The 18,488-nt window shown below is 60.6% G+C and carries 15 protein-coding genes; 1 reads left to right on the top strand and 14 read right to left on the bottom strand.

Going from position 1 to position 18,488, the window contains the following annotated elements; translation table 11 throughout:
- Positions 1-361 precede the first annotated feature (361 nt).
- From DXB53_RS08045 to DXB53_RS08020, 6 genes are all read right to left on the bottom strand, one after another.
- Positions 362-802 (bottom strand): MarR family winged helix-turn-helix transcriptional regulator, encoded by a 441-nt coding sequence (locus tag DXB53_RS08045; RefSeq protein ID WP_158550938.1) that lies wholly within the window; start codon positions 800-802, stop codon positions 362-364.
- A 104-nt stretch (positions 803-906) separates the two neighbouring features.
- Positions 907-1,233 (bottom strand): DUF202 domain-containing protein, encoded by a 327-nt coding sequence (locus DXB53_RS08040; RefSeq protein ID WP_117584044.1) that lies wholly within the window; start codon positions 1,231-1,233, stop codon positions 907-909.
- A gap of 196 nt (positions 1,234-1,429) precedes the next feature.
- On the bottom strand, positions 1,430-2,257 hold the full coding sequence (locus tag DXB53_RS08035; protein WP_117584043.1) for a PTS system mannose/fructose/sorbose family transporter subunit IID: 828 nt from the start codon (positions 2,255-2,257) through the stop codon (positions 1,430-1,432).
- Positions 2,257-3,114, bottom strand: a complete 858-nt coding sequence (locus tag DXB53_RS08030) for a PTS sugar transporter subunit IIC (RefSeq protein WP_117584042.1) — start codon at positions 3,112-3,114, stop codon at positions 2,257-2,259. The genes DXB53_RS08035 and DXB53_RS08030 overlap by 1 nt, the downstream gene beginning before the upstream one ends.
- A 71-nt stretch (positions 3,115-3,185) precedes the next feature.
- Positions 3,186-3,674 carry a PTS sugar transporter subunit IIB gene (locus tag DXB53_RS08025; RefSeq protein WP_117584041.1) on the bottom strand — a complete coding sequence of 163 codons (489 nt, stop codon included), beginning with the start codon at positions 3,672-3,674 and terminating at the stop codon, positions 3,186-3,188.
- 79 nt (positions 3,675-3,753) lie between these two features.
- Positions 3,754-4,188, bottom strand: a complete 435-nt coding sequence (locus tag DXB53_RS08020; protein WP_089572603.1) for a PTS sugar transporter subunit IIA — start codon at positions 4,186-4,188, stop codon at positions 3,754-3,756.
- 309 nt (positions 4,189-4,497) lie between these two features.
- Here DXB53_RS08020 and DXB53_RS08015 point away from each other — a divergent pair, with 309 nt between their 5' ends.
- On the top strand, positions 4,498-5,280 hold the full coding sequence (locus DXB53_RS08015; protein ID WP_158551165.1) for a GntR family transcriptional regulator: 783 nt from the start codon (positions 4,498-4,500) through the stop codon (positions 5,278-5,280).
- A gap of 215 nt (positions 5,281-5,495) precedes the next feature.
- On the opposite strand, the gene carB is transcribed toward DXB53_RS08015, so the two are convergent.
- From carB to dnaB, 8 genes are all read right to left on the bottom strand, one after another.
- Positions 5,496-8,810 carry a carbamoyl-phosphate synthase large subunit gene (gene carB / locus DXB53_RS08010; protein WP_117564030.1) on the bottom strand — a complete coding sequence of 1,105 codons (3,315 nt, stop codon included), beginning with the start codon at positions 8,808-8,810 and terminating at the stop codon, positions 5,496-5,498.
- A gap of 1 nt (position 8,811) precedes the next feature.
- Complete coding sequence (carA, locus tag DXB53_RS08005) at positions 8,812-10,251, bottom strand: glutamine-hydrolyzing carbamoyl-phosphate synthase small subunit (protein WP_117584039.1); 1,440 nt, start codon at positions 10,249-10,251, stop codon at positions 8,812-8,814.
- Positions 10,252-10,458: 207 nt separating this feature from the next.
- On the bottom strand, positions 10,459-11,424 hold the full coding sequence (locus tag DXB53_RS08000) for a hypothetical protein (RefSeq protein WP_117584038.1): 966 nt from the start codon (positions 11,422-11,424) through the stop codon (positions 10,459-10,461).
- A gap of 19 nt (positions 11,425-11,443) precedes the next feature.
- A complete protein-coding gene (locus DXB53_RS07995; RefSeq protein ID WP_117584037.1) occupies positions 11,444-13,216 on the bottom strand; it encodes an ABC transporter ATP-binding protein in 1,773 nt (590 codons plus the stop codon).
- A 247-nt stretch (positions 13,217-13,463) separates the two neighbouring features.
- Positions 13,464-14,159 (bottom strand): NUDIX domain-containing protein, encoded by a 696-nt coding sequence (locus DXB53_RS07990; protein ID WP_199409703.1) that lies wholly within the window; start codon positions 14,157-14,159, stop codon positions 13,464-13,466.
- 21 nt (positions 14,160-14,180) lie between these two features.
- Positions 14,181-15,485 (bottom strand): phosphoribosylamine--glycine ligase, encoded by a 1,305-nt coding sequence (gene purD, locus DXB53_RS07985; RefSeq protein ID WP_117584036.1) that lies wholly within the window; start codon positions 15,483-15,485, stop codon positions 14,181-14,183.
- A 118-nt stretch (positions 15,486-15,603) separates the two neighbouring features.
- A complete protein-coding gene (locus DXB53_RS07980) occupies positions 15,604-16,890 on the bottom strand; it encodes an adenylosuccinate synthase (protein WP_055251352.1) in 1,287 nt (428 codons plus the stop codon).
- A 93-nt stretch (positions 16,891-16,983) separates the two neighbouring features.
- Positions 16,984-18,381, bottom strand: coding sequence for a replicative DNA helicase (gene dnaB / locus DXB53_RS07975; RefSeq protein ID WP_006235827.1), 1,398 nt, complete (start codon positions 18,379-18,381; stop codon positions 16,984-16,986).
- Between the last annotated feature and the right edge of the window lie 107 nt (positions 18,382-18,488).

Here is an 18,488-nt window from a genome sequence, read left to right as displayed (position 1 = left end):
CTAGGTCATATCAATATATGGGAGCACTTGCGCAACCAAGTTCGGAAGTCCACCAGCGGCAGTAAAATGAGCGTCAACGGCAAGGTGGGCTTAATAAGCCATACCAATTGGTTCTTCAGTCAAATACCAATCTAGCAAAAATGTACTGTTTATCTGGTATTACACAGACCATACCTTTCCCTCGGGAACTGGGCTTCGCGAAGTTTCCCGAGAGAAAAGCTCGACCGCCGCCCTGCGACCTACCGGAGATTGCTATGCCGTACGTTGGCTGATTTGGTTTGGAATGAGATGCTGACGGTAGTCAATGGGCACAACTGTCCCGGGTGCATTTCAAGATGCACCTAAATGTCTGCCTTCATCCTTATAGATTGTCCAGGTAGTCGTCGGCATCATAGGTAAGGCTGTAGGCTTTATTCAGGATGCGCACGAGCTCCTGAGCATCGTGTTCGCCGAGCGCTGAGAGCTGCTTCGAGAGCGATGCCACACTCTCGGCATTTTTTTTCGCCGCGAAATCACGGCCTTCCTCGGTAATGCTCACCAGCACACGCCGACGATCGTTTGGATCGGTCCTGCGCTGAACGTAACCCTTGCTCTCGAGTGAATCCAAGATATGCGACATGCGCGCACGGGAGAATTTCAGCTTCTTGGCAATCTCGGAGGGAATAACATCACCGTCAATACCCGATAGATACTGTAAAACCGGTGCCTCGCCCACACTGGCGCCGCCGGCAGCACTCAAGGATCCCTTGGCAAGGGAACGTGAGTACACAATCAGTTTTCGAGCGACGTCATCGTAATCCACTGGGGATATTGTCCTTTGCAACTCTAGAAGGGCCATAAAACCGTCATTTGCCGTACATTAGTTAACATTCGCAACAATTATTTATGATACCCCAACGCGGAAGTCTATTGCTCGTCCTTCTTGCGTCGCATAAGCTCCTCAACGTCGATACCCGCGGCCTCGAGCATACGCTCAACATTCTTTTTGGCGTTGGTCGTGCCAACCTTAAGCACAATCGAAAGCGGAGTGCCCACCACCAAGCATACGATGCCCGCGGGGACGCCCCAGCCGGGGCCGCCCTGCATACCCCACATCCCCACCAAAAAGCCAATAGCCACGAGCGAATAGCCCAGACGCAGCCAAACGTTGAGCCGCTGAATAGCATCGGTCTGCATCTTTGCCTCGCGGATCAAGTCGTCGCGCGAAAGGTCGTGTCCGTGTTTCTCGTGCATATGGGTCCTCCTCGTGCAAAGCGTGCATCATGTGCAAGAACATCGTTTTTCGAATACGTCATCTTTCAAGAGCAATATAGCGGGTGTCGTGTAGGCGATGGAGGTCGCTGGCCATATTGCCCTTGAAGGGCGGCGCAAAATCAGAAGGCCGTGCGGTTGAGGCCGCACGGCCTTACAGGGGGCCAGGGGATGATGACTAGTAGCTCAGTGCCGGGTCGAAGAAGCCAATAACAACGCCCACGAATGCGATCACGACGAGAATCAGCATCATAACGATGGGGTTGACCTTCTTCTTGGTCATCATGTACCAGCAGAAGATGATGAAGACCATCGGCAGCAGGTGCGGATAGATGCCATCGAGAGTGTCCTGGAACTTACCGCCGCCGGGCAGCACCAGGTTGGGGCTGCAGGTGATGGAGACCCAGGTAGCACCGACTGCACCGATGACCATGGTACCGACCATCACGATGGAATCGCGAAGAGCCTTTGCCTTGGGGCCGACCAGTGCCTCAACCGCCTTGCCGCCGAGCTCATAGCCCTGGTTGTAGGCAAAGCGCATGCCGAGGTACATGAGCAGGTTCCACACGACGATATAGAAGATAGCGCCGAGCGGGGAGCCGCCGGTCGAGAGACCGAGGGCGATACCGAGCAGGATCGGGATCAGGGTACCGACGATCAGCGAGTCGCCAAGGCCGGCGAGCGGGCCCATGAGGCCGGCGCGGATGCCGTTGATGGCGTCGTCGTCGATGGCCTCGCCGTTTGCGCGAGCCTCCTCGAGGCCGGCGGTGACGCCGACAATCATGGTGCCGATCTGCGGCTCGGTGTTGAAGAACGCGGAGTAGGTCTGGAGGGCCTGCTTCTGCTCCTCGGGCGTGTCGTAGAGCTCCTCGACGATCGGAAGCATGGCGCACAGGTAACCGAAGGTCTGCATGTGCTCCTGCGAGAAGCAAGTCAGGTTGCCATAGGACCAGTTGCGGAACGACTTGGCAAGCGTTTTCTTAGAGAGTTTCTTCTTCTCTGCCATTAGATGTCCTCCTCTTCCTCACCATCGGAGCCCGAGGCGATAGCTGCCTTGGGAGCGTTTGCGAGGTCGATCTTGAGCGAAGCGATCTCATAGTTGATCAGGGCGAAGAAGCAGCCGATGCCGGCGGCGGCAATCAGGTTGCATCCCATGACAGCGGACAGGGTGAAGCCGAAGAAGAACGTGAGGAAGTCCGTCGGCTTGGAGATGACCTGCTTGAGCAGGATGGCGATACCGACGGTAGGCAGCAGCGAGCCGACGGTGAACAGCGTCTTCATCGCGATGCCGTCCATGGGCATGTAGGTCTTCATGAGGTCGACCATGGCGGTGCCGCCCATGGTGATGATGAACGTCGGGAGGAACGAGCAGACGATGTGACCAATCCAAGGCAGAACGTTGTTGACCAGGTAGAGCTTGTGGAGATCGCCCTTCTCGAGCCACTTCCACCCCATGCCCTGCCACACCAGGTTGATGGTGGCGGTGCCATAGAAGAGCACAGTGCCGAGCGTGCCGACGGCGGCACCGAGGGATGCGGCCATGCCGGCAGCCTCAGCGGAGGCGGGATCGATGCCCGAGTTCTTGATGGCGAGGATCGCCAGCGGGATGCCGATATAGGACACGGCGCGGACGTCGGCGGAGACGGTTCCGCCGGGGGTCACGAGAGCGATGTAGACAACCTGGATGGCAGCGCCGACGAGGATGCCCGTCTGCATATCGCCCATGATGATGCCGACGATGAGGCCGGCGACCAGAGGACGACCCAGAGTGTAGTTGCCGATCGTCGTGCCGCCCATGCCAGGCAGTGATGCCAGGCAGGCGAACAGGCCGAACAGCGCGGCTTGGAATGCATTGATTGCCATGCTTTCCCCTTTCTTTATTCCTCAGCCCCTTTCCCCAGGGCTGTAGGTACCAAAATGCAGCTGGCGCCTAACTAGAAGCCAAACTGACCGCGGAACTTGGGCCACTCACCAATGGATTTCTCCTTGATAAGGGCGAACTCGACCGTGTAGCCGGCGTTGGTGAGATCCTCGAGCGCCTGGGCCTCTTCCTGCGTGATCGACTGGTTGTTGCCGAGCTTGGTGGCGCCGGGACGGTCGTTGCAGGGGCCGACGATGATGCGGTCCATGCCGGGCTTAAAGCCAAAATCGACGAGAAGTTCCTTCATGTCGAGCGGGTTCTTGGTGATCAGGAAGTACTTGGTGTTGGACTTGAGAACCTTCTCGGAGACCTCCTTGAAGTGCTCCTTGGTCCACACGAACGTCTTCTTGCCCGAGGCACTCTTGTAGGCCTCCTTGAGCACGGGGTTGGACGCTGCAGCGTCGTTGACGGCGATAAGACCGTCGCAGGGATACTCGAGGGCCCAACGGGTAACGGTCTGTCCATGGATCATACGGTCGTCAATACGGATGAACGAAATCATGCGTTCTCCCTTTCTTTATCACCGGGGGTCTTTCCTCTTAACCCCCGCTCCATCACAAAAATTGGGGCGGATGCGCTGCCTAGATGTCGTCGTCCTCGTCGTCGGCGTCATCGGTCGGGACCACAAGCTCGGACATACCGTTCTTGCCCTCCTGCAGCATCATCTGCTTGAGAGAATCCAGGTCCATGGTGGCAAGCCCCATCATGGCGGTCATAGCCATGGGCAGATTCATACCGCCGAAGGCAATGGTGTGGGCGAGCAAACCCTTCTCGGCCAGCGTGTTCATGGCATTGGTGAGCGGCGATCCGCCCAGGATGTCACCAAGCAGGACAACCTCGTCATCGGCGGTAACGGGAGCGAGCATCGCCTTGACGTTCTCGACATACTCGTCAGCGCCCATGCCGTCCACGAGACTCGTCGACAAGATGTTCGGGGCGTCATTGCCGAGCATCTTGAGGACACTGTGCAGTCCGGGAGCGAGCGTTCCGTGACTGACCATTACCAGATACCGCATGCGGTCTCCTCTCGACCTGCCGTGTGTCGCACGGCTTTGCTTTTTGCTGAGATTATTGTTGCGCCGGGGCATGTTCGGTACAAGAAAATAGCTGCGAACGGCAACTATTCATCGGTTAACGGTAGCAACTATTTTTGTGCCTAAATTATTTTTTCTTCTAATTACTTTTTAAAATAGCAGGTAGATTGCCTGATAAATGGTTTATGTTCCTTATGCACCATACATACCAGCAAGAATCGGGCCTGGCATCTCCGGTTTGCCCCGCAGTGTCAGACCATGTCACGTACGCCCACGACATGGAGGTACCCCATGGATATGATCTCGTTTCTCGCCTCCGAACCCTTCGACCGCAGCGGTGATACGCCGCTCTATGTCCAGCTTAAACATCGAATCGCTCTGCTTATCGCCAGCCAGGCGTTCGACACCAAGACGCCGCTGCCACGCGAGCTCGAAATCTGTGAGCGGCTGGAGTTATCGCGCGCGACCGTGCGCCGTTGCTTCCAAGATCTCGTCATCGAGGGGCGCGTGGTGCGCAAGCGCGGCCAGGGCACGTTCATCAAGCCCCAAACTTCAGCACCCGGCATCGACCTGGCCCTGAATTTCAGCGCGCGGATGCGCGAAGCGGGACGGGTTCCGAGCTCGCAGATTCTCGCCTTTTCAAGCATACCGGCCGTCCGCGGCATCGCCTCCGGGCTCAAAGTGCCCGAAGGGACACCCGTCTGGGAGATTCGCCGCCTGCGTCTCGCCAACGACAAACCCATGGAGCTCAACTACGTCTATATCCCCGTGTCACTTTGCCCCGAGCTCACGCGCAAAGACGTGGATGGCTCGCTCTACGCCTACATCGCGGAAAAGACCGGCATCCTGCCCGCAAGCGTCGATGCCGTCTACGAGACGGTCAACCTCGACAAGCATGAGGCGCGTCTTTTGGGACAGAACACCGGTAAGGCGGCGATGCGCATCGTGCGTTCGACCTACGACAAGACGGGAACCCCGTTCGAGGTAGGCGTGCTCATCAGCTGCGACGGTCAGGCAAAGCTGCACGTGCACATCGCCGCCGACAAAACAACCTTCACCGCCACAGCCCAATAAATCCAAAACGTGGGCGCCGTCGTTCAAACGAACGACGGCGCCCACACTCATTTTCTATTCAGCCCTAGTCATCGCACAAAGCCCCTTCGGCAGCACACGGTGCAACCGAGTCACCGTAGGCCGGGGCGGGAGGCGGTCCTTTCTCTCGGAAAACTTCGCGAAGCCCAGTTTCCGAGAGAAAGTGTCCGGCTGCCGCCCCGGCCGACCAGGTCACATTACACCGTGTGCTGCGGCAGGTCCTGCAGGGCGATGACGTCCATGCCCATGTCGTTGGCGCTGCCGTGACCCTGCTGGTCCTCACGCACCGCCTCGATGGCACTCACGTACGTGTTGGCGGCAGACATCGCGGTCACGCAGGTCACACCGCGTCGCACTGCCTCGGTGCGCAGCAGATAGCCGTCGCCGCGCGAGCCCGGACCGTACGGCGTGTTGATGATCACCGCGATCTTGCCATCGGCGATGAGGTCGCCGATGTTGGGGCGCTCGCCGTCGTGCGGGCCGCTAATCTTCTCCACGATCTCGCACGTCACGTTGCCTCCACGCAGCACGCGCGCCGTACCCTCGGTAGAGCAGATGTCAAAGCCCAGATAGCGCAGGATACGGGCGACCGAAAGGATATGGCGCTTGTCGCGGTCGCACACGCTAATGAACACCTTGCCGCAACTCGGGTCGGGCAGCTTGTAGTCGATCGCCAGCTGCGTCTTGGCGTATGCCTCGGGATAGCTCTTGGCGATACCCATGACCTCGCCCGTCGACTTCATCTCGGGCCCCAGGATGACGTCGGCGCCCGGGAAACGGCCCCAGGGCATAACGGCTTCCTTCATGCAGAACCAGTCCAGCTGACGCTCATCGCTCGGCAGGCCCAAGCTCGCGATGGAATCGCCCGCCATGATACGCGCCGCGCACTTGGCCAGCGGCACGCCGGTGGCCTTGGAGATAAACGGCACGGTACGGCTGGCACGCGGGTTGGCCTCGATCACGTAGACGGTCTCACCCTTGATGGCATACTGCACGTTGACCAGGCCGCGTACGCCCAGCGCCATCGCGATGCGGCGCGTGGTCTCGCGGAGCTTCGCCTGCAGGCTCTCGCTAAAGCTAAACGGCGGAATGCAGGTCGCAGAGTCGCCGGAGTGAATACCGGCCTCCTCAATATGCTCCAGGATGCCGCCGATGTAGACCTCTTCGCCGTCGCACAGGGCATCGACATCGGACTCAATCGCACCCTCCAGGAAGCGGTCGAGGTACACCGGGTAGTCGGGGCTAATGCGCGCAGCCTCGGCCATGTAATCGCGTAGATGCCCGGCATCGTAGGCGATCATCATGCCGCGGCCACCCAGCACGTAGCTCGGACGCACCAGCAGCGGGTAGCCGATGTGCGCGGCCACGGCCTCGGCCTCCTCAAACGAGGTGGCCTGACCCGCCGGCGGGTACATAATGCCCAGCTTGTCGAGTAGGGCGGCAAAGCGCTCGCGGTCCTCGGCAAAGTCGATGGCGTCGGGCTTTGTGCCCATAATGTTGACGCCGCTCTCCTCGAGCATGCGCGCCAGTTTAAGCGGGGTCTGGCCGCCGAGCGTCACCACGACGCCGTCGGGGCGCTCGACATCGATAACGTCCATGACGTCCTCGTAGGTGAGCGGCTCAAAGTACAGACGGTCGGACGTGTCATAGTCGGTCGAGACGGTCTCGGGATTGCAGTTGACCATGATGGTCTCGAAGCCGCGGGCCGCCAGCGCGTAGCTCGCGTGCACGCAGCAGTAATCGAACTCGATACCCTGGCCAATGCGGTTGGGGCCGGCGCCCAGGATCATCGCCTTGGGCTTGTCCGCCGGCGTGGTCTCGTCGGGAGCCACGCACTTCTTGGCATCCGGGCTCGTGCGGTAGATGTTCTCGTACGTCTTGTAGTGGTACTCCGTGGCGCTCGAAAACTCCGCAGCGCAGGTATCGACCGTCTTCATGCTGGGAACCACGCCCAGACCCTTGCGATAGGCGCGCACAAAGCGCTCGTCCGAGCCGGTCAGCGCGGCAATCTCGGCGTCGCTCGTGCCGTACTGCTTGAGCAGGCGCATCGCGTCGGCGTCGATATCCTCCACACGCAGGCCGCGGATGCTCTCCTGGACCTGCACCATGTCGTTGATACGGTTGAGGTACCACGGATCGATACCGCAGATGGCATGGATGTGGGCGATGTCCCAGCCACGGCGCAGGGCCTCGACCACAAAGAAGATGCGGTGCTCGGTCGGGGTTGCCACGGCCTGAGCGAGCTCATCGTCGCTCAGCTTGTCGGCACCCTCCTTGCCACCGGCGCAGATGCCCTGGTGACCGTCCTCCAGTGAGCGCATGGCCTTGCCGAAGGCCTCCTCAAAGGTGCGGCCGATCGCCATAATCTCGCCCACGGCCTTCATGCGCGTGGTGAGCGTGGGGTCGGTACCCTTAAACTTCTCGAAGGCAAAGCGCGGCACCTTGACCACACAGTAGTCGATCGTGGGCTCAAAGCAGGCGGGCGTTGCCTTGGTGATGTCGTTGACGATCTCGTCGAGCGTGTAGCCCACGGCCAGGCGAGCGGCGGCCTTGGCGATGGGGAAGCCCGTGGCCTTGGAGGCCAGTGCGGACGAACGGCTCACGCGCGGGTTCATCTCGATGACGATCAGACGGCCGGTCTGGGGGTTCACGGCAAACTGCACGTTGGAGCCGCCGGTCTCGACGCCAATCTTCTCCAGAATGGCGAGCGACGCGACACGCATGCGCTGGTACTCAAGGTCGGAGAGGGTCTGCGCTGGCGCCACGGTGATGGAGTCGCCGGTGTGCACGCCCATGGGGTCGAGGTTCTCGATGGAGCACACGATGATGCCGTTGCCGGCGTGGTCGCGCATGACCTCCATCTCATACTCTTTCCAACCCTCGATGGACTCCTCGACCAGCACCTCATGGGCAGGCGAGAGCTCAAGGCCCTGGCTCACGATGGAGACGAGCTCCTCGTGGGTATGCGCGATGCCGCCGCCGGCGCCACCGAGGGTAAAGCTCGGGCGCAGTACGCAGGGATATCCCACGCGCTCGGCGATAGCCTCGGCGTCGGCCACGCTGTAGGCATAGCCCGAGCGCGCGACCTCCAGGCCGATCTCGGCCATGGCCTCGTTAAAGAGTTTGCGGTCCTCGCCGCGCTCGATAGCGGCCAGGTCGCAGCCGATCATCTCGACGCCGTACTTGTCGAGCGTGCCGTCCTTTGCCAGCTCGACAGCGGCGTTCAGACCGGTCTGGCCGCCCAGCGTGGGCAGCAGCGCGTCCGGGCGCTCTTTCTTGATCACGCGCTCGATAAACTCGGCGGTGATAGGCTCAACATAGGTGCGGTCGGCCAAGCCCGGGTCGGTCATGATGGTCGCCGGATTGGAGTTGACCAGGATGACCTCAAAGCCATCCTCCTTGAGCACCTTGCAGGCCTGGGCGCCGGAGTAGTCGAACTCGCAGGCCTGGCCAATAACGATGGGGCCCGAACCAATAACGAGGATGCGCTTGATGTCAGTACGTTTAGGCATGTTAGTTCTCCTCGGTCGCAGCGTTCTCGGACTCGGCGAAATTCCAGCCGGCGAGGCGGTCCTTCGCGGTGTCGATGTCCAGGTAGTTCTCCTCGCCGTCCATGAGTCGCGTAAAGGCGGTAAAGAGATAGTGGGCATCGGTGGGGCCGGGCGAAGCCTCGGGGTGGTACTGGACCGAGAAACACGGGGCGTCGAGCAGCTGGATGCCCTCGGCGGTGCCGTCGTTGAGGTTCACATGTGTCAGGCGAATGCGACCAAAGCGCTCGTTCATCACGACCGGCGCGACGCCGCGACGCACCCAGGCGCGCAGGTCGCCATCGGCCGCATGCTCGGTTTCGCCGCCGGAAAGCTCCGGAATCAGTTTGCCCAGACTGGGGAACAGCAGGCCAAAGCCGTGGTTTTGTGCGGTGATCTCCACGCGACGGCTCACCAGATTCATAACCGGCTGGTTACCGCCACGGTGACCGAATTTAAGCTTTTCCATTTGGGCGCCGCAGGCCAAGCTGATCATCTGGTGACCCAGGCAAATACCAAAGACCGGCACCTTGCCGATCAGCTGCTGCACCTGCTCGTAGGTCTCCACCACGGCATCGGGGTCGCCGGGGCCGTTGGACAAAAAGACGCCATCAGGATTCATGTCGAGCACCTGCTGGGCGGGCGTATCCCACGGCACGACGGTGAGGTCGCAGCCGGCACGGACCAGGCCCTCCAGAATACCGCGCTTCACACCGCAGTCGTAGGCGACCACTTTGTGACGGGCAGGAGCGGCAGCCACAAGCGCAAAGCCATGCGTGGCAGGCAGGTCGGCGGCCACAAACTCGTGAGGCGCGGGACAGCTCACGGTCTTGACCAGGTTCTCGCCCACCAGCGTGGGCGCTGCGTCCAGACGCTCGGCGAGCTCGTCGACGTCGAAGATCTCTGTCGAGATAATGCCCATCTTGGAACCATTGTCGCGCAGATGGCGCACCAGAGCGCGGGTGTCGACACCCTCGATAGCGACGATGCCGTGAGCGCGCAGGTACTCCGGCACGCTGACGGCCGAGCGCCAGTTAGAAGGCGTGGCGCACATGTCGCGAACGATCATGCCGCGCATAGCCGGAGCGCTCGCGGGGCGCACGGCGTCGCCGGGGAAGGCCGACTGGACATCGGTCTCGTCGATACCGTAATTGCCGATCTGCGGATAGGTCATGGTTACAATTTGGCCGGCATAACTCGGGTCGGTCATGACCTCAAAGTAGCCCTCAAGCGAGGTGTTGAAGCAGACTTCGCCGGTCGCGGTGCCCTCGGCGCCGCATGCACGTCCATAAAAAATGGTCCCATCCTCAAGATACAGGATACAGGGACCGCAGGCGCCCTTGCTGGTTTTGGCCAGCATACGCTGGCAAAGCTCGCTGGGCGCGAAGGTGCGGGCGGCAGCGCCCGCGGTATGGTTGTTCGCCATAATTCTCCTTCCCGGTCTCACAGGACCGGCTTAAAGGTGTGTAGTTAGGCCTCGCGGTATTGTAACCGCAAGCATGCCTCATGGCGTTAATTTCATCGAAATGTTTACGAAATGATAATTATGACTTTCTATGCATAATGATTTTTTAATCCCCGTCCCGGAAAAATCATCCCGCGGGGCTTGTGGCTCACGCGGGATGATGGCGTCTTATTTTATCTTGTCCTGCTCCAGCAGTTCGGACGGTGTGCGATCGGGCTTGCCGCCGCGGAAAATCTCGCGGCCATGCAGACGATGCTCCAGGTCACGTTCGGCCTTTTCCTCGTCAATCTTGGTCTGGCTCACCACCGGGTCCTCAATCAACGACGACACCGAGTTCACCTGCTTCTGAATGCGCTCGGCGATGGTGTCATCCATACTCACGATGCGCATCTTCCAGTCGATACTCGTAGCGTTGGATGAGCTCTTGGTCCACACGAACGTCAGGATGGCGCTCTGGTGGCCCTGGGCGGGAAACATGCCAAAGAAGGAATCGTGCTGAATGTTGCTATCCTCGTCGATATAGGCGTGAACGTTATACACCACGCGGTCGATCTTATCGTTGAGCAACGCGTTGGTCGCAAGCGCCGCGGCCTGAATCTGCCCGTTGGACAGCAGCTCGAGCTCGTTGGCAGACGATGTGTCCAACACCGTCACCTCGACCGTGCCCGTACGCTCATCGGCTTCATCGACGGTAAAGTCGAGCGGGAACTGCGTAAAGCCGTTGCCCCACTCAAGGCCGCCCTTCAGCGCCGTCGAAACGGTATCGACCGAAACGCTCTCGGACAGGTTGGCGGTGTTCAGGCGACGCATCACGCCGTAGCCAATCTGCATGCCCACGATCAGCACCAAAATACCAATGACCACGGCCATCGCGGTCTTCGTAATGGTATGACTCACCTGCGAACCCGAAGGATCATCCTCGGACAGCGGGTCGATATGTTTTGCCTGGCTCGCGCGGTCCTCGCTGCGCAGCTGCGCTAGCGCCGCTTTGTCACCGCGCTTGGCCGCAGCCTCCTTCTCACGCATGCGCTCGGTTCGCTTTTTGGCAAGCGTGGGATCCAAGACACCGGATGCATCGATTTCGGAGAATAACTCCGTCACTTCTTCCGGAGTCAAAGGGTTCTTGTCAGCCATAAACTTCCTGTCATATCAATCAGTCGAGCTCGTGCGCACGCGCACCTTCGAACTGCATTCGATAGTAACGGGCATAGGTGCCGCCACGGGCGAGAAGCTGTTCATGCGTGCCACGTTCCACAACGCGACCATGCTCAACGGTCGCAATCTCATCGGCGTGTTTAATGGTCGAGAGACGGTGGGCGATGATGATTGTGGTACGGCCGCGTGCCAGCTCTTCGAGCGACTCCTGGACCGCCTCCTCGCTCTCGTTATCCAAAGCACTCGTCGCCTCGTCCAAGATCAAGATTTTGGGATTCTTGAGAAACACACGCGCGATGGCAACGCGCTGTTTCTGTCCGCCCGAAAGACGGCTGCCGCGCTCGCCCACGACCGTGTCATAGCCCTGTGGAAGCGACTCGATAAAGGCATCGATGTTGGCGCGACGGGCGGCCTCGGCGATCTCTCCTGCCGTAGCGCCCGGCTTGCCGTAGGCGATGTTCTCGCCAATCGTGCCGTCAAACAGATAGACATCCTGCTGCACCAGGCCGATGGCGCGACGCAGGCTCTGCTGCGTCACATCGCGCACGTCCTGGCCGTCGATGCTAATGGATCCGGCGGCCACGTCATAAAAGCGCGGCAGCAGCGAACAGGTCGTGGACTTGCCACCGCCCGAAGGGCCAACCAAAGCGATGGTCTGCCCGGGCTTGATGGACAGGTCCATATGGTCGATAACGGGACGCTCGTCGGCATCGCCCTCGCCCAGCTCAACATCCTCGTAGTTAAAGCACACGTCGTGATACTCCACGGCGCCGGCAGTCACCTGCAGATCCGTAGCGCCCGGCTTGTCCTGGATATCCGGCGCGGTCGAGAGCACCTCGTCCATACGCTTAAAGCCGGCGATAGCCTTCTGATACGTTTCGGCCGAATTGACGAGTGTCTCGAGCGGCGTGCAGAACAGCGAAATATAGAGTGCAAAGGTCGCCATATCGACCGCCTGCAGCTGCCCCTGGGCGACCAGCCAGCCGCCCAGCAGCACCACGATCACATAGAGCACACCCGAAAGCAGGCCATACGTCGCGGTATAGACGCCCATGGCGTGATACATGTTCTCCTTGGACGAAAGATAGCGATTGTTTGAGGCGCGGAACTTGAAGCGTTCGGTCTCCTCATTGGCAAAGCTCTTGACCACGCGCATGCCCGCCAGCGAATCCTGCAGCTGCGCATTGATGCCGCTGATCTTTTTGCGGTTGTCGCTAAAGACCTCGCGCATGCGCATGTTCTGCCAAAACATGATGGCCGAAAACGCCGCCGTCACCACGGCCATGGCGAGCGCCAGCACCGGGGCGATGGTAAAGAGGATCACAAACGAGCCGATAATCTCGATGCCGCAGATGATGATCCACTCGGGCACGTGATGCGCCGCCTCGCAGATATCGAACAGGTCGTTGACCACGCGGCTCATCATGTCGCCCGAGCTGTTGCGGTCGAAGTACGCAAAGCTGAAGCGCTCATACTGGTCGAACAGGTCCTCGCGCATCTTGGACTCCATGCGCGCGCCCATCACGTGACCCCAATAGCTCACAAAGTAGCGGCAGGCGCAGCGGACGGCATACATCAACACCAAGCCCACCGCGATCATGCCGAGCGCCTGCATAATGGCAGCCTGACCCTGAGTAAATAGCCCACCGGTCAAATTGCGCAGGATAATGGGGAGCGCCAGGTCAATGGCGGCAAGCACCAGAGCGCAAACAGTATCAGCAACAAAAAGCCCCATCTGGGGCTCGTAATACGAGAGAAACCTTTTAAACATGCAATCCTCGAAGAGAAATAAATAGCGTGAGAAATCCGGTTGAACCGGTCAGGCTGAAAACAAAGCGTCCCAACAAGCATAACGCCGATGTTCTGGCAGCGTCAGCGAAAACGTCCCTAAGCGAGCAAGGTGCCTTGAAAGAGGAGCGACGCGTACTTCGGTACGCGAGCGACGATTGAAAGGCAGATTGCCGCTTAGGGGCGTTTGCAGCGTCGACTCGTTACGCGGTTTGGTAAAACCGCGTAACCTAGAGCTCGGCCCCACCCAAGCGGTGCGCGATGCTGTCGCAGGCAAGCGCGCCTACGACGGTCTTGGCGTCTTCGATCTTGCCGTCGAGCACGGCGTCGATCAGCTCGTGCAGCGGCACCAGGTCCACGTTGACAAACTCGTCATCATCGGGGTTGGGCGCATCAAACTCGAGCTTGGTAGCCAAGTAGATGCGGATGATCTCATCGCAAAAACCGCAGGACGTGACAATCGACGTCAAAAAGCGAATACGACCAGCCCTAAAGCCCGTCTCCTCATGCAGTTCGCGCTTGGCGCAATCGAGCGGGTCCTCACCTGAATCGAGCTTGCCGGCGGGAATCTCGACCGTCACGCGGTCGATGGCGGTGCGGTACTGACGCACCAGTACGATCTTGCCACTCTCGGTCAGCGCCACAACGGCCGCCGCACCCGGATGGCGAACGATATCGCGGGCGCTGCGGCGACCGTTGGGCAGCTCAACCTCAAGACGGTGGACGTCGAGGATCTTGCCCTTCCAGGCGCACTCCTCCGAAAGAATCTTCTCGTGCAGCTCGGCATCGTGCGGGTCATCGTCGCCCAGCACCAGCGCCGGCTCGTCAGCGACCTCGCCACCAGGTTCGCCCTCGGCGTGCCCATACACGCGGCTGTCCTCCTCGACGATCTGCGCATCCACGAGCTCTTCGTTCTTTTCGTCCATCCGTCTCATTCCTCTCGGACTTTAGGCATCCCAGGCGTCGCGGCCGCGCAGCGCGCGCAGGCCGATGTCGTGACGCAGGGTCTTACCCTCAAAATCAATCTTCTCGCAGGCCTCGTAGGCAAGGTTGCGAGCGTTCTCGAACGTGTCGCCCAGAGCGGTCACGGCAAGCACGCGACCACCATTGGTCAAGAGCTGGCCGTTCACCACAGCAGTGCCCGCGTGGTACACGGTCACGTTCTCCATGGCCTCGGCATCGGTGATACCGGCGATGACCTTGCCCCTCTCGTAGCTGCCGGGATAGCCCGCGCTCGTCAGGACAACGGCCACGGCCCACTCGTCGCGCCAGTCGAGCTCAATCTGATCGAGCTCACAGTTGGCGCAGGCCAGCATGACCTCAACCAGGTCGTTCTTAAGGCGCGGCAGCACGACCTGCGTCTCGGGGTCGCCAAAGCGGGCATTGAACTCCAGCACCTTGGGGCCGGCGGGCGTGAGCATAAAGCCGCCGTACAGGCAGCCGCGGTAGTCGATGCCCTCGGCAGCAAGCTCGGCAACGGTCTGCTCCATGACCTTCACCATGGTGGCGTGCTCCTCGTCGGTCACGATGGGCACCGGGCTGTAGACACCCATGCCGCCGGTGTTGGGGCCCTTGTCGCCCTCGAGCGCGCGCTTGTGGTCCTGCGAGGTGGCCATGGGGCGCACGGTCTTGCCGTCGGTAAAGGCCAAAAGCGAGCACTCGGGGCCGGTCAGCATCTCCTCGATAACCACGGTGTTGCCGGCATCGCCAAAGGTGCCGCCAAAGCACTCGCGCACGGCCTCCTCGGCCTGCTCAAGTTCGGTCGCCACGATAACGCCCTTGCCCGCGGCAAGGCCGTCGGCCTTGACGACCAGCGGAGCGCCCTGCTCACGCACATAAGCAAGAGCCGAAGCCTCGTCGGTAAACGAGCCGTAGGCTGCCGTCGGAATGCCCGCGCGCTCCATGAGCTGCTTGGAGAACAGCTTAGAGCCCTCCATCTGGGCGCCCTCGGCACCCGGGCCAAAGCAGGGAATACCCACCGCGCGCACGGCGTCGGCCACGCCCGCCACGAGCGGAGCCTCGGGGCCAATTACCACGAGTCCGCATCCGTGGCTCTGCGCAAACGCCGCCACGGCCGCAGGATCGCAGTCGTCGAGAACAACGTTCTCGCCGCAGCTCGCGGTGCCGCCGTTGCCCGGCGCGATGTAGAGCTTGCCGGCGCGCGGTGATGCTGCGAGCTTAGCTGCCAAAGCATGCTCACGGCCGCCGCTGCCCAACAACAGGATGTCGATGGTTTGAGTGTCCGCCTTCAAGGGTGCCTCCTCTATGGATGAATGGCCCGCTCCGCGCGAGCCCTTTGCAAGCAAATATACCCCTCGGCCGCCCGCTTGGGCTGCAAAGGGGTATATCGCAATAACCAAATAGTCCCGATTACTTCCAGAATCGGTTGATGATCTGCTCGCGACCGGCGCCGACGCCAATGAACGTCACGCGGGTGTGTGCCAGATCCTCGATAAACGCCACGTAGTCCTGAGCCTCCTGCGGCAGCTCATCAAAGCTGCGGCAACCGGTGATGTCGCACTTCCAGCCGGGGAGCTCCTCGTAGATGGGCTTGGCATGCTCAAAGCGCACCTGATGCTCGGGCACGCTGGTGTAGCGCTCGCCATCGACGTCGTAGGCCACGCACACCTTGATGGTGTCGAAGGCCGAAAGCACGTCGAGCTTAGTCAGGGCGATATCGGTGAGGCCGTTGACGCGTGAGGCGTAGTTGGCGATGGGGCCGTCGAACCAGCCGCAGCGACGACGGCGACCGGTGGTCACACCGTACTCATAGCCCTCCTCGGTCAGCGTGTGACCGGCCTCGGACTCATAGGAAAGCTCGGTGGGCATGGGGCCCGAACCGACGCGGGTGATATAGGCCTTCATGACGCCCAGCACGCGGTCGACGTTCTTCATGCCCACGCCGGAGCCGGTGATGGCGCCGCCGGCGGTGCAGTTGGAAGACGTCACGTACGGATAGGTGCCGTGGTCGATGTCGAGCAACGTCGCCTGGGCGCCCTCAAACAGCAGGTCCTTGCCCTCATCGATCATGTTGTTGAGCAGCAGGCTCGTCTCGGTGATGTAGGGACGCAGGCGCTCGGCCATGGGCAGGTACTCGTCGCAAATCTGGTCCACGGTGTAGGTGGGCAGGTTGTAGATGAGCTCAAGCTCGGGGTTCACGCGGGCGAGAGCGGTCTCCAGCTTGTCGCGGAACAGCGCCTCGTCCAGCATATCCTGCATGCGCAGGCCAATGCGGGCCATCTTGTCCTGATAGCACGGACCGATACCGCGCTTGGTGGTACCGATGTTCTTCTTGCCGAGCTTCTGCTCAAAGGCGCCATCCAGGTCGATGTGGTACGGCATGATGACATGCGCGTTGCCGCTAATCTTGAGGTTCTTGGTGGTGATGCCGTCGGCCTCAAACATGTCGATCTCCTCAAGGACAACCTTGGGGTTGACGACGCAGCCGTTACCGATCACCGACACATGGTCGGAATACATGATGCCGGAGGGCACCTGGTGCAGGCCGTACTTCTTGCCGTTGACGACGATGGTGTGGCCGGCGTTGTTGCCGCCCGAGTAGCGCACGACGGCATCGAAGTCGCCGGCGACCAGGTCGCAGATCTTACCCTTGCCCTCATCGCCCCACTGGGCACCGACCAAAACGGTTGACGGCATGTTTACTCCTTACATTCATGGACTGTCTACGCGCCACGCCGGCACGCAGAAGCACAAAACATTCCCAGTATACCCGTGCAACGGGCGCCTGTCCTACTCCTCGGCATGTGCCCCATCAAGCTCATAGAACTTGGTGGATGCCGGCAGGAACATCAGGTCGACGTCGCCGATCGGGCCCGAACGGTTCTTGGCCACGACGATACGCGTAACGCCCTCGTCGGGTCGATCGTCGCGCGAGGCTTCGGCCTCGTCGGCGGAGCGGTCCAAGAACATAACGATATCGGCGTCCTGCTCGATGGAGCCCGATTCACGAAGGTCGGAAAGCTGCGGGCGCTTGCCGGTACGGGATTCGACCTGACGCGAGAGCTGCGACAGCGCGATGAGCGGGATCTTGAGTTCCTTGGCCATGATCTTCAGACCACGCGACATCTCGGAGACCTCGACGGTACGGCTCTCGGAGCGGCGTCCCGGCGGAGGACTCACCAGCTGCAGGTAGTCCAGGATGATGATGGCCTTCTCCTTGTTGTGGAGCATGCGGCGGCTCTTGGCGCGAATCTCGGTCACTGTGGTGCCGGGCGTATCGTCAATCAGAATATCGAGCTTGGACAAGGTCTGCGTGGCCTCGTTGATATTGGCCCACTGCTCGGGGCTAATGCGGCCCATGCGGAAGTCACTGATCGAAATCATGGCGTAGGCGCAAATCAGACGCTGGGCAATTTCCTTGCCCGACATCTCCAGCGAGAAGAAGCCGACGGTATAACCGGCCGCGGCAGCGTTGAGCGCCAGATTCAGGGCGAACGACGTCTTACCCACAGCAGGGCGGGCGCCGATGATGATGAGCTGGCCCTCGCGAAAACCCATGAGCATGCGGTCGAGCGACGGGAAGCCCGTGGGCACGCCCGCAGCCTGGCCGCCTGCCTGGCACACTTCCTCGGCCTCGTTATAGGCCTCGACCATAAACTCGGTCAGCGTCTTGTAGCTCGACTTGACCTCGCGCGCCGTGACCTTGAGCAACTTGCTCTCGGCCAGCTCCACGACCTCTTTGGTATCGGTGGGAGCGTTATAGGCCAGCGCGTTGATCTCGTTGGTGGCGCCGATCAGCTCACGCAGCATCGAATCGCGGCGAACGATAGCGGCATGGTGCTGCCAGTTGACGAGCGACAGGGTCTGACCCATCAACTCCAAAATGTAGGCCTCGCCGCCCACGGCATCAAGCTTGTTGATGCTTCGCAGGTAATCGATCAGCGAGATGGAGTCGATGGGAATGCGGCTGTTGTACATATCGACCATCGCGGTATAGATGGTCTTATGAATGGGCCGGTAGAAGTCATCGGGCTGCAGCTCGACCTGGGCCTCTTCGACCACCTCGGGCGATAGCAGCATAGCGGCCAGTACATTGGCCTCTGCATCTTGGTTTTGGGGAAGACCCAACTTGGAGCCGCGGTCCTCAACCGTCAGCCCGGTCTCCCTATCGTCATATGCCATGAGCATCCTCATTCATATCGCTTGCGAGCATCCATAGTATCAGCCACGGTCCCAAAACGCGCCGCGCGCCGCCAATCATCACCGAACCAAACGGATGAACGGTCCTGTATATA

Source organism: Collinsella sp. OM04-5, from assembly GCF_003439125.1.
GTDB lineage: Bacteria > Actinomycetota > Coriobacteriia > Coriobacteriales > Coriobacteriaceae > Collinsella.
This window is presented reverse-complemented; position numbering and strand designations above follow the sequence as displayed.

Coding starts and splice junctions, on each gene's coding strand:
- DXB53_RS08040 (WP_117584044.1), bottom strand. CDS start 1,233: ATGCACGAGAAACACGGACACGACCTTTCGCGCGACGACTTGATCCGC.
- DXB53_RS08035 (WP_117584043.1), bottom strand. CDS start 2,257: ATGGCAGAGAAGAAGAAACTCTCTAAGAAAACGCTTGCCAAGTCGTTC.
- DXB53_RS08030 (WP_117584042.1), bottom strand. CDS start 3,114: ATGGCAATCAATGCATTCCAAGCCGCGCTGTTCGGCCTGTTCGCCTGC.
- DXB53_RS08025 (WP_117584041.1), bottom strand. CDS start 3,674: ATGATTTCGTTCATCCGTATTGACGACCGTATGATCCATGGACAGACC.
- DXB53_RS08020 (WP_089572603.1), bottom strand. CDS start 4,188: ATGCGGTATCTGGTAATGGTCAGTCACGGAACGCTCGCTCCCGGACTG.
- DXB53_RS08015 (WP_158551165.1), top strand. CDS start 4,498: ATGGATATGATCTCGTTTCTCGCCTCCGAACCCTTCGACCGCAGCGGT.
- carB (WP_117564030.1), bottom strand. CDS start 8,810: ATGCCTAAACGTACTGACATCAAGCGCATCCTCGTTATTGGTTCGGGC.
- carA (WP_117584039.1), bottom strand. CDS start 10,251: ATGGCGAACAACCATACCGCGGGCGCTGCCGCCCGCACCTTCGCGCCC.
- DXB53_RS08000 (WP_117584038.1), bottom strand. CDS start 11,424: ATGGCTGACAAGAACCCTTTGACTCCGGAAGAAGTGACGGAGTTATTC.
- DXB53_RS07995 (WP_117584037.1), bottom strand. CDS start 13,216: ATGTTTAAAAGGTTTCTCTCGTATTACGAGCCCCAGATGGGGCTTTTT.
- DXB53_RS07990 (WP_199409703.1), bottom strand. CDS start 14,159: ATGGACGAAAAGAACGAAGAGCTCGTGGATGCGCAGATCGTCGAGGAG.
- DXB53_RS07980 (WP_055251352.1), bottom strand. CDS start 16,890: ATGCCGTCAACCGTTTTGGTCGGTGCCCAGTGGGGCGATGAGGGCAAG.
- dnaB (WP_006235827.1), bottom strand. CDS start 18,381: ATGCTCATGGCATATGACGATAGGGAGACCGGGCTGACGGTTGAGGAC.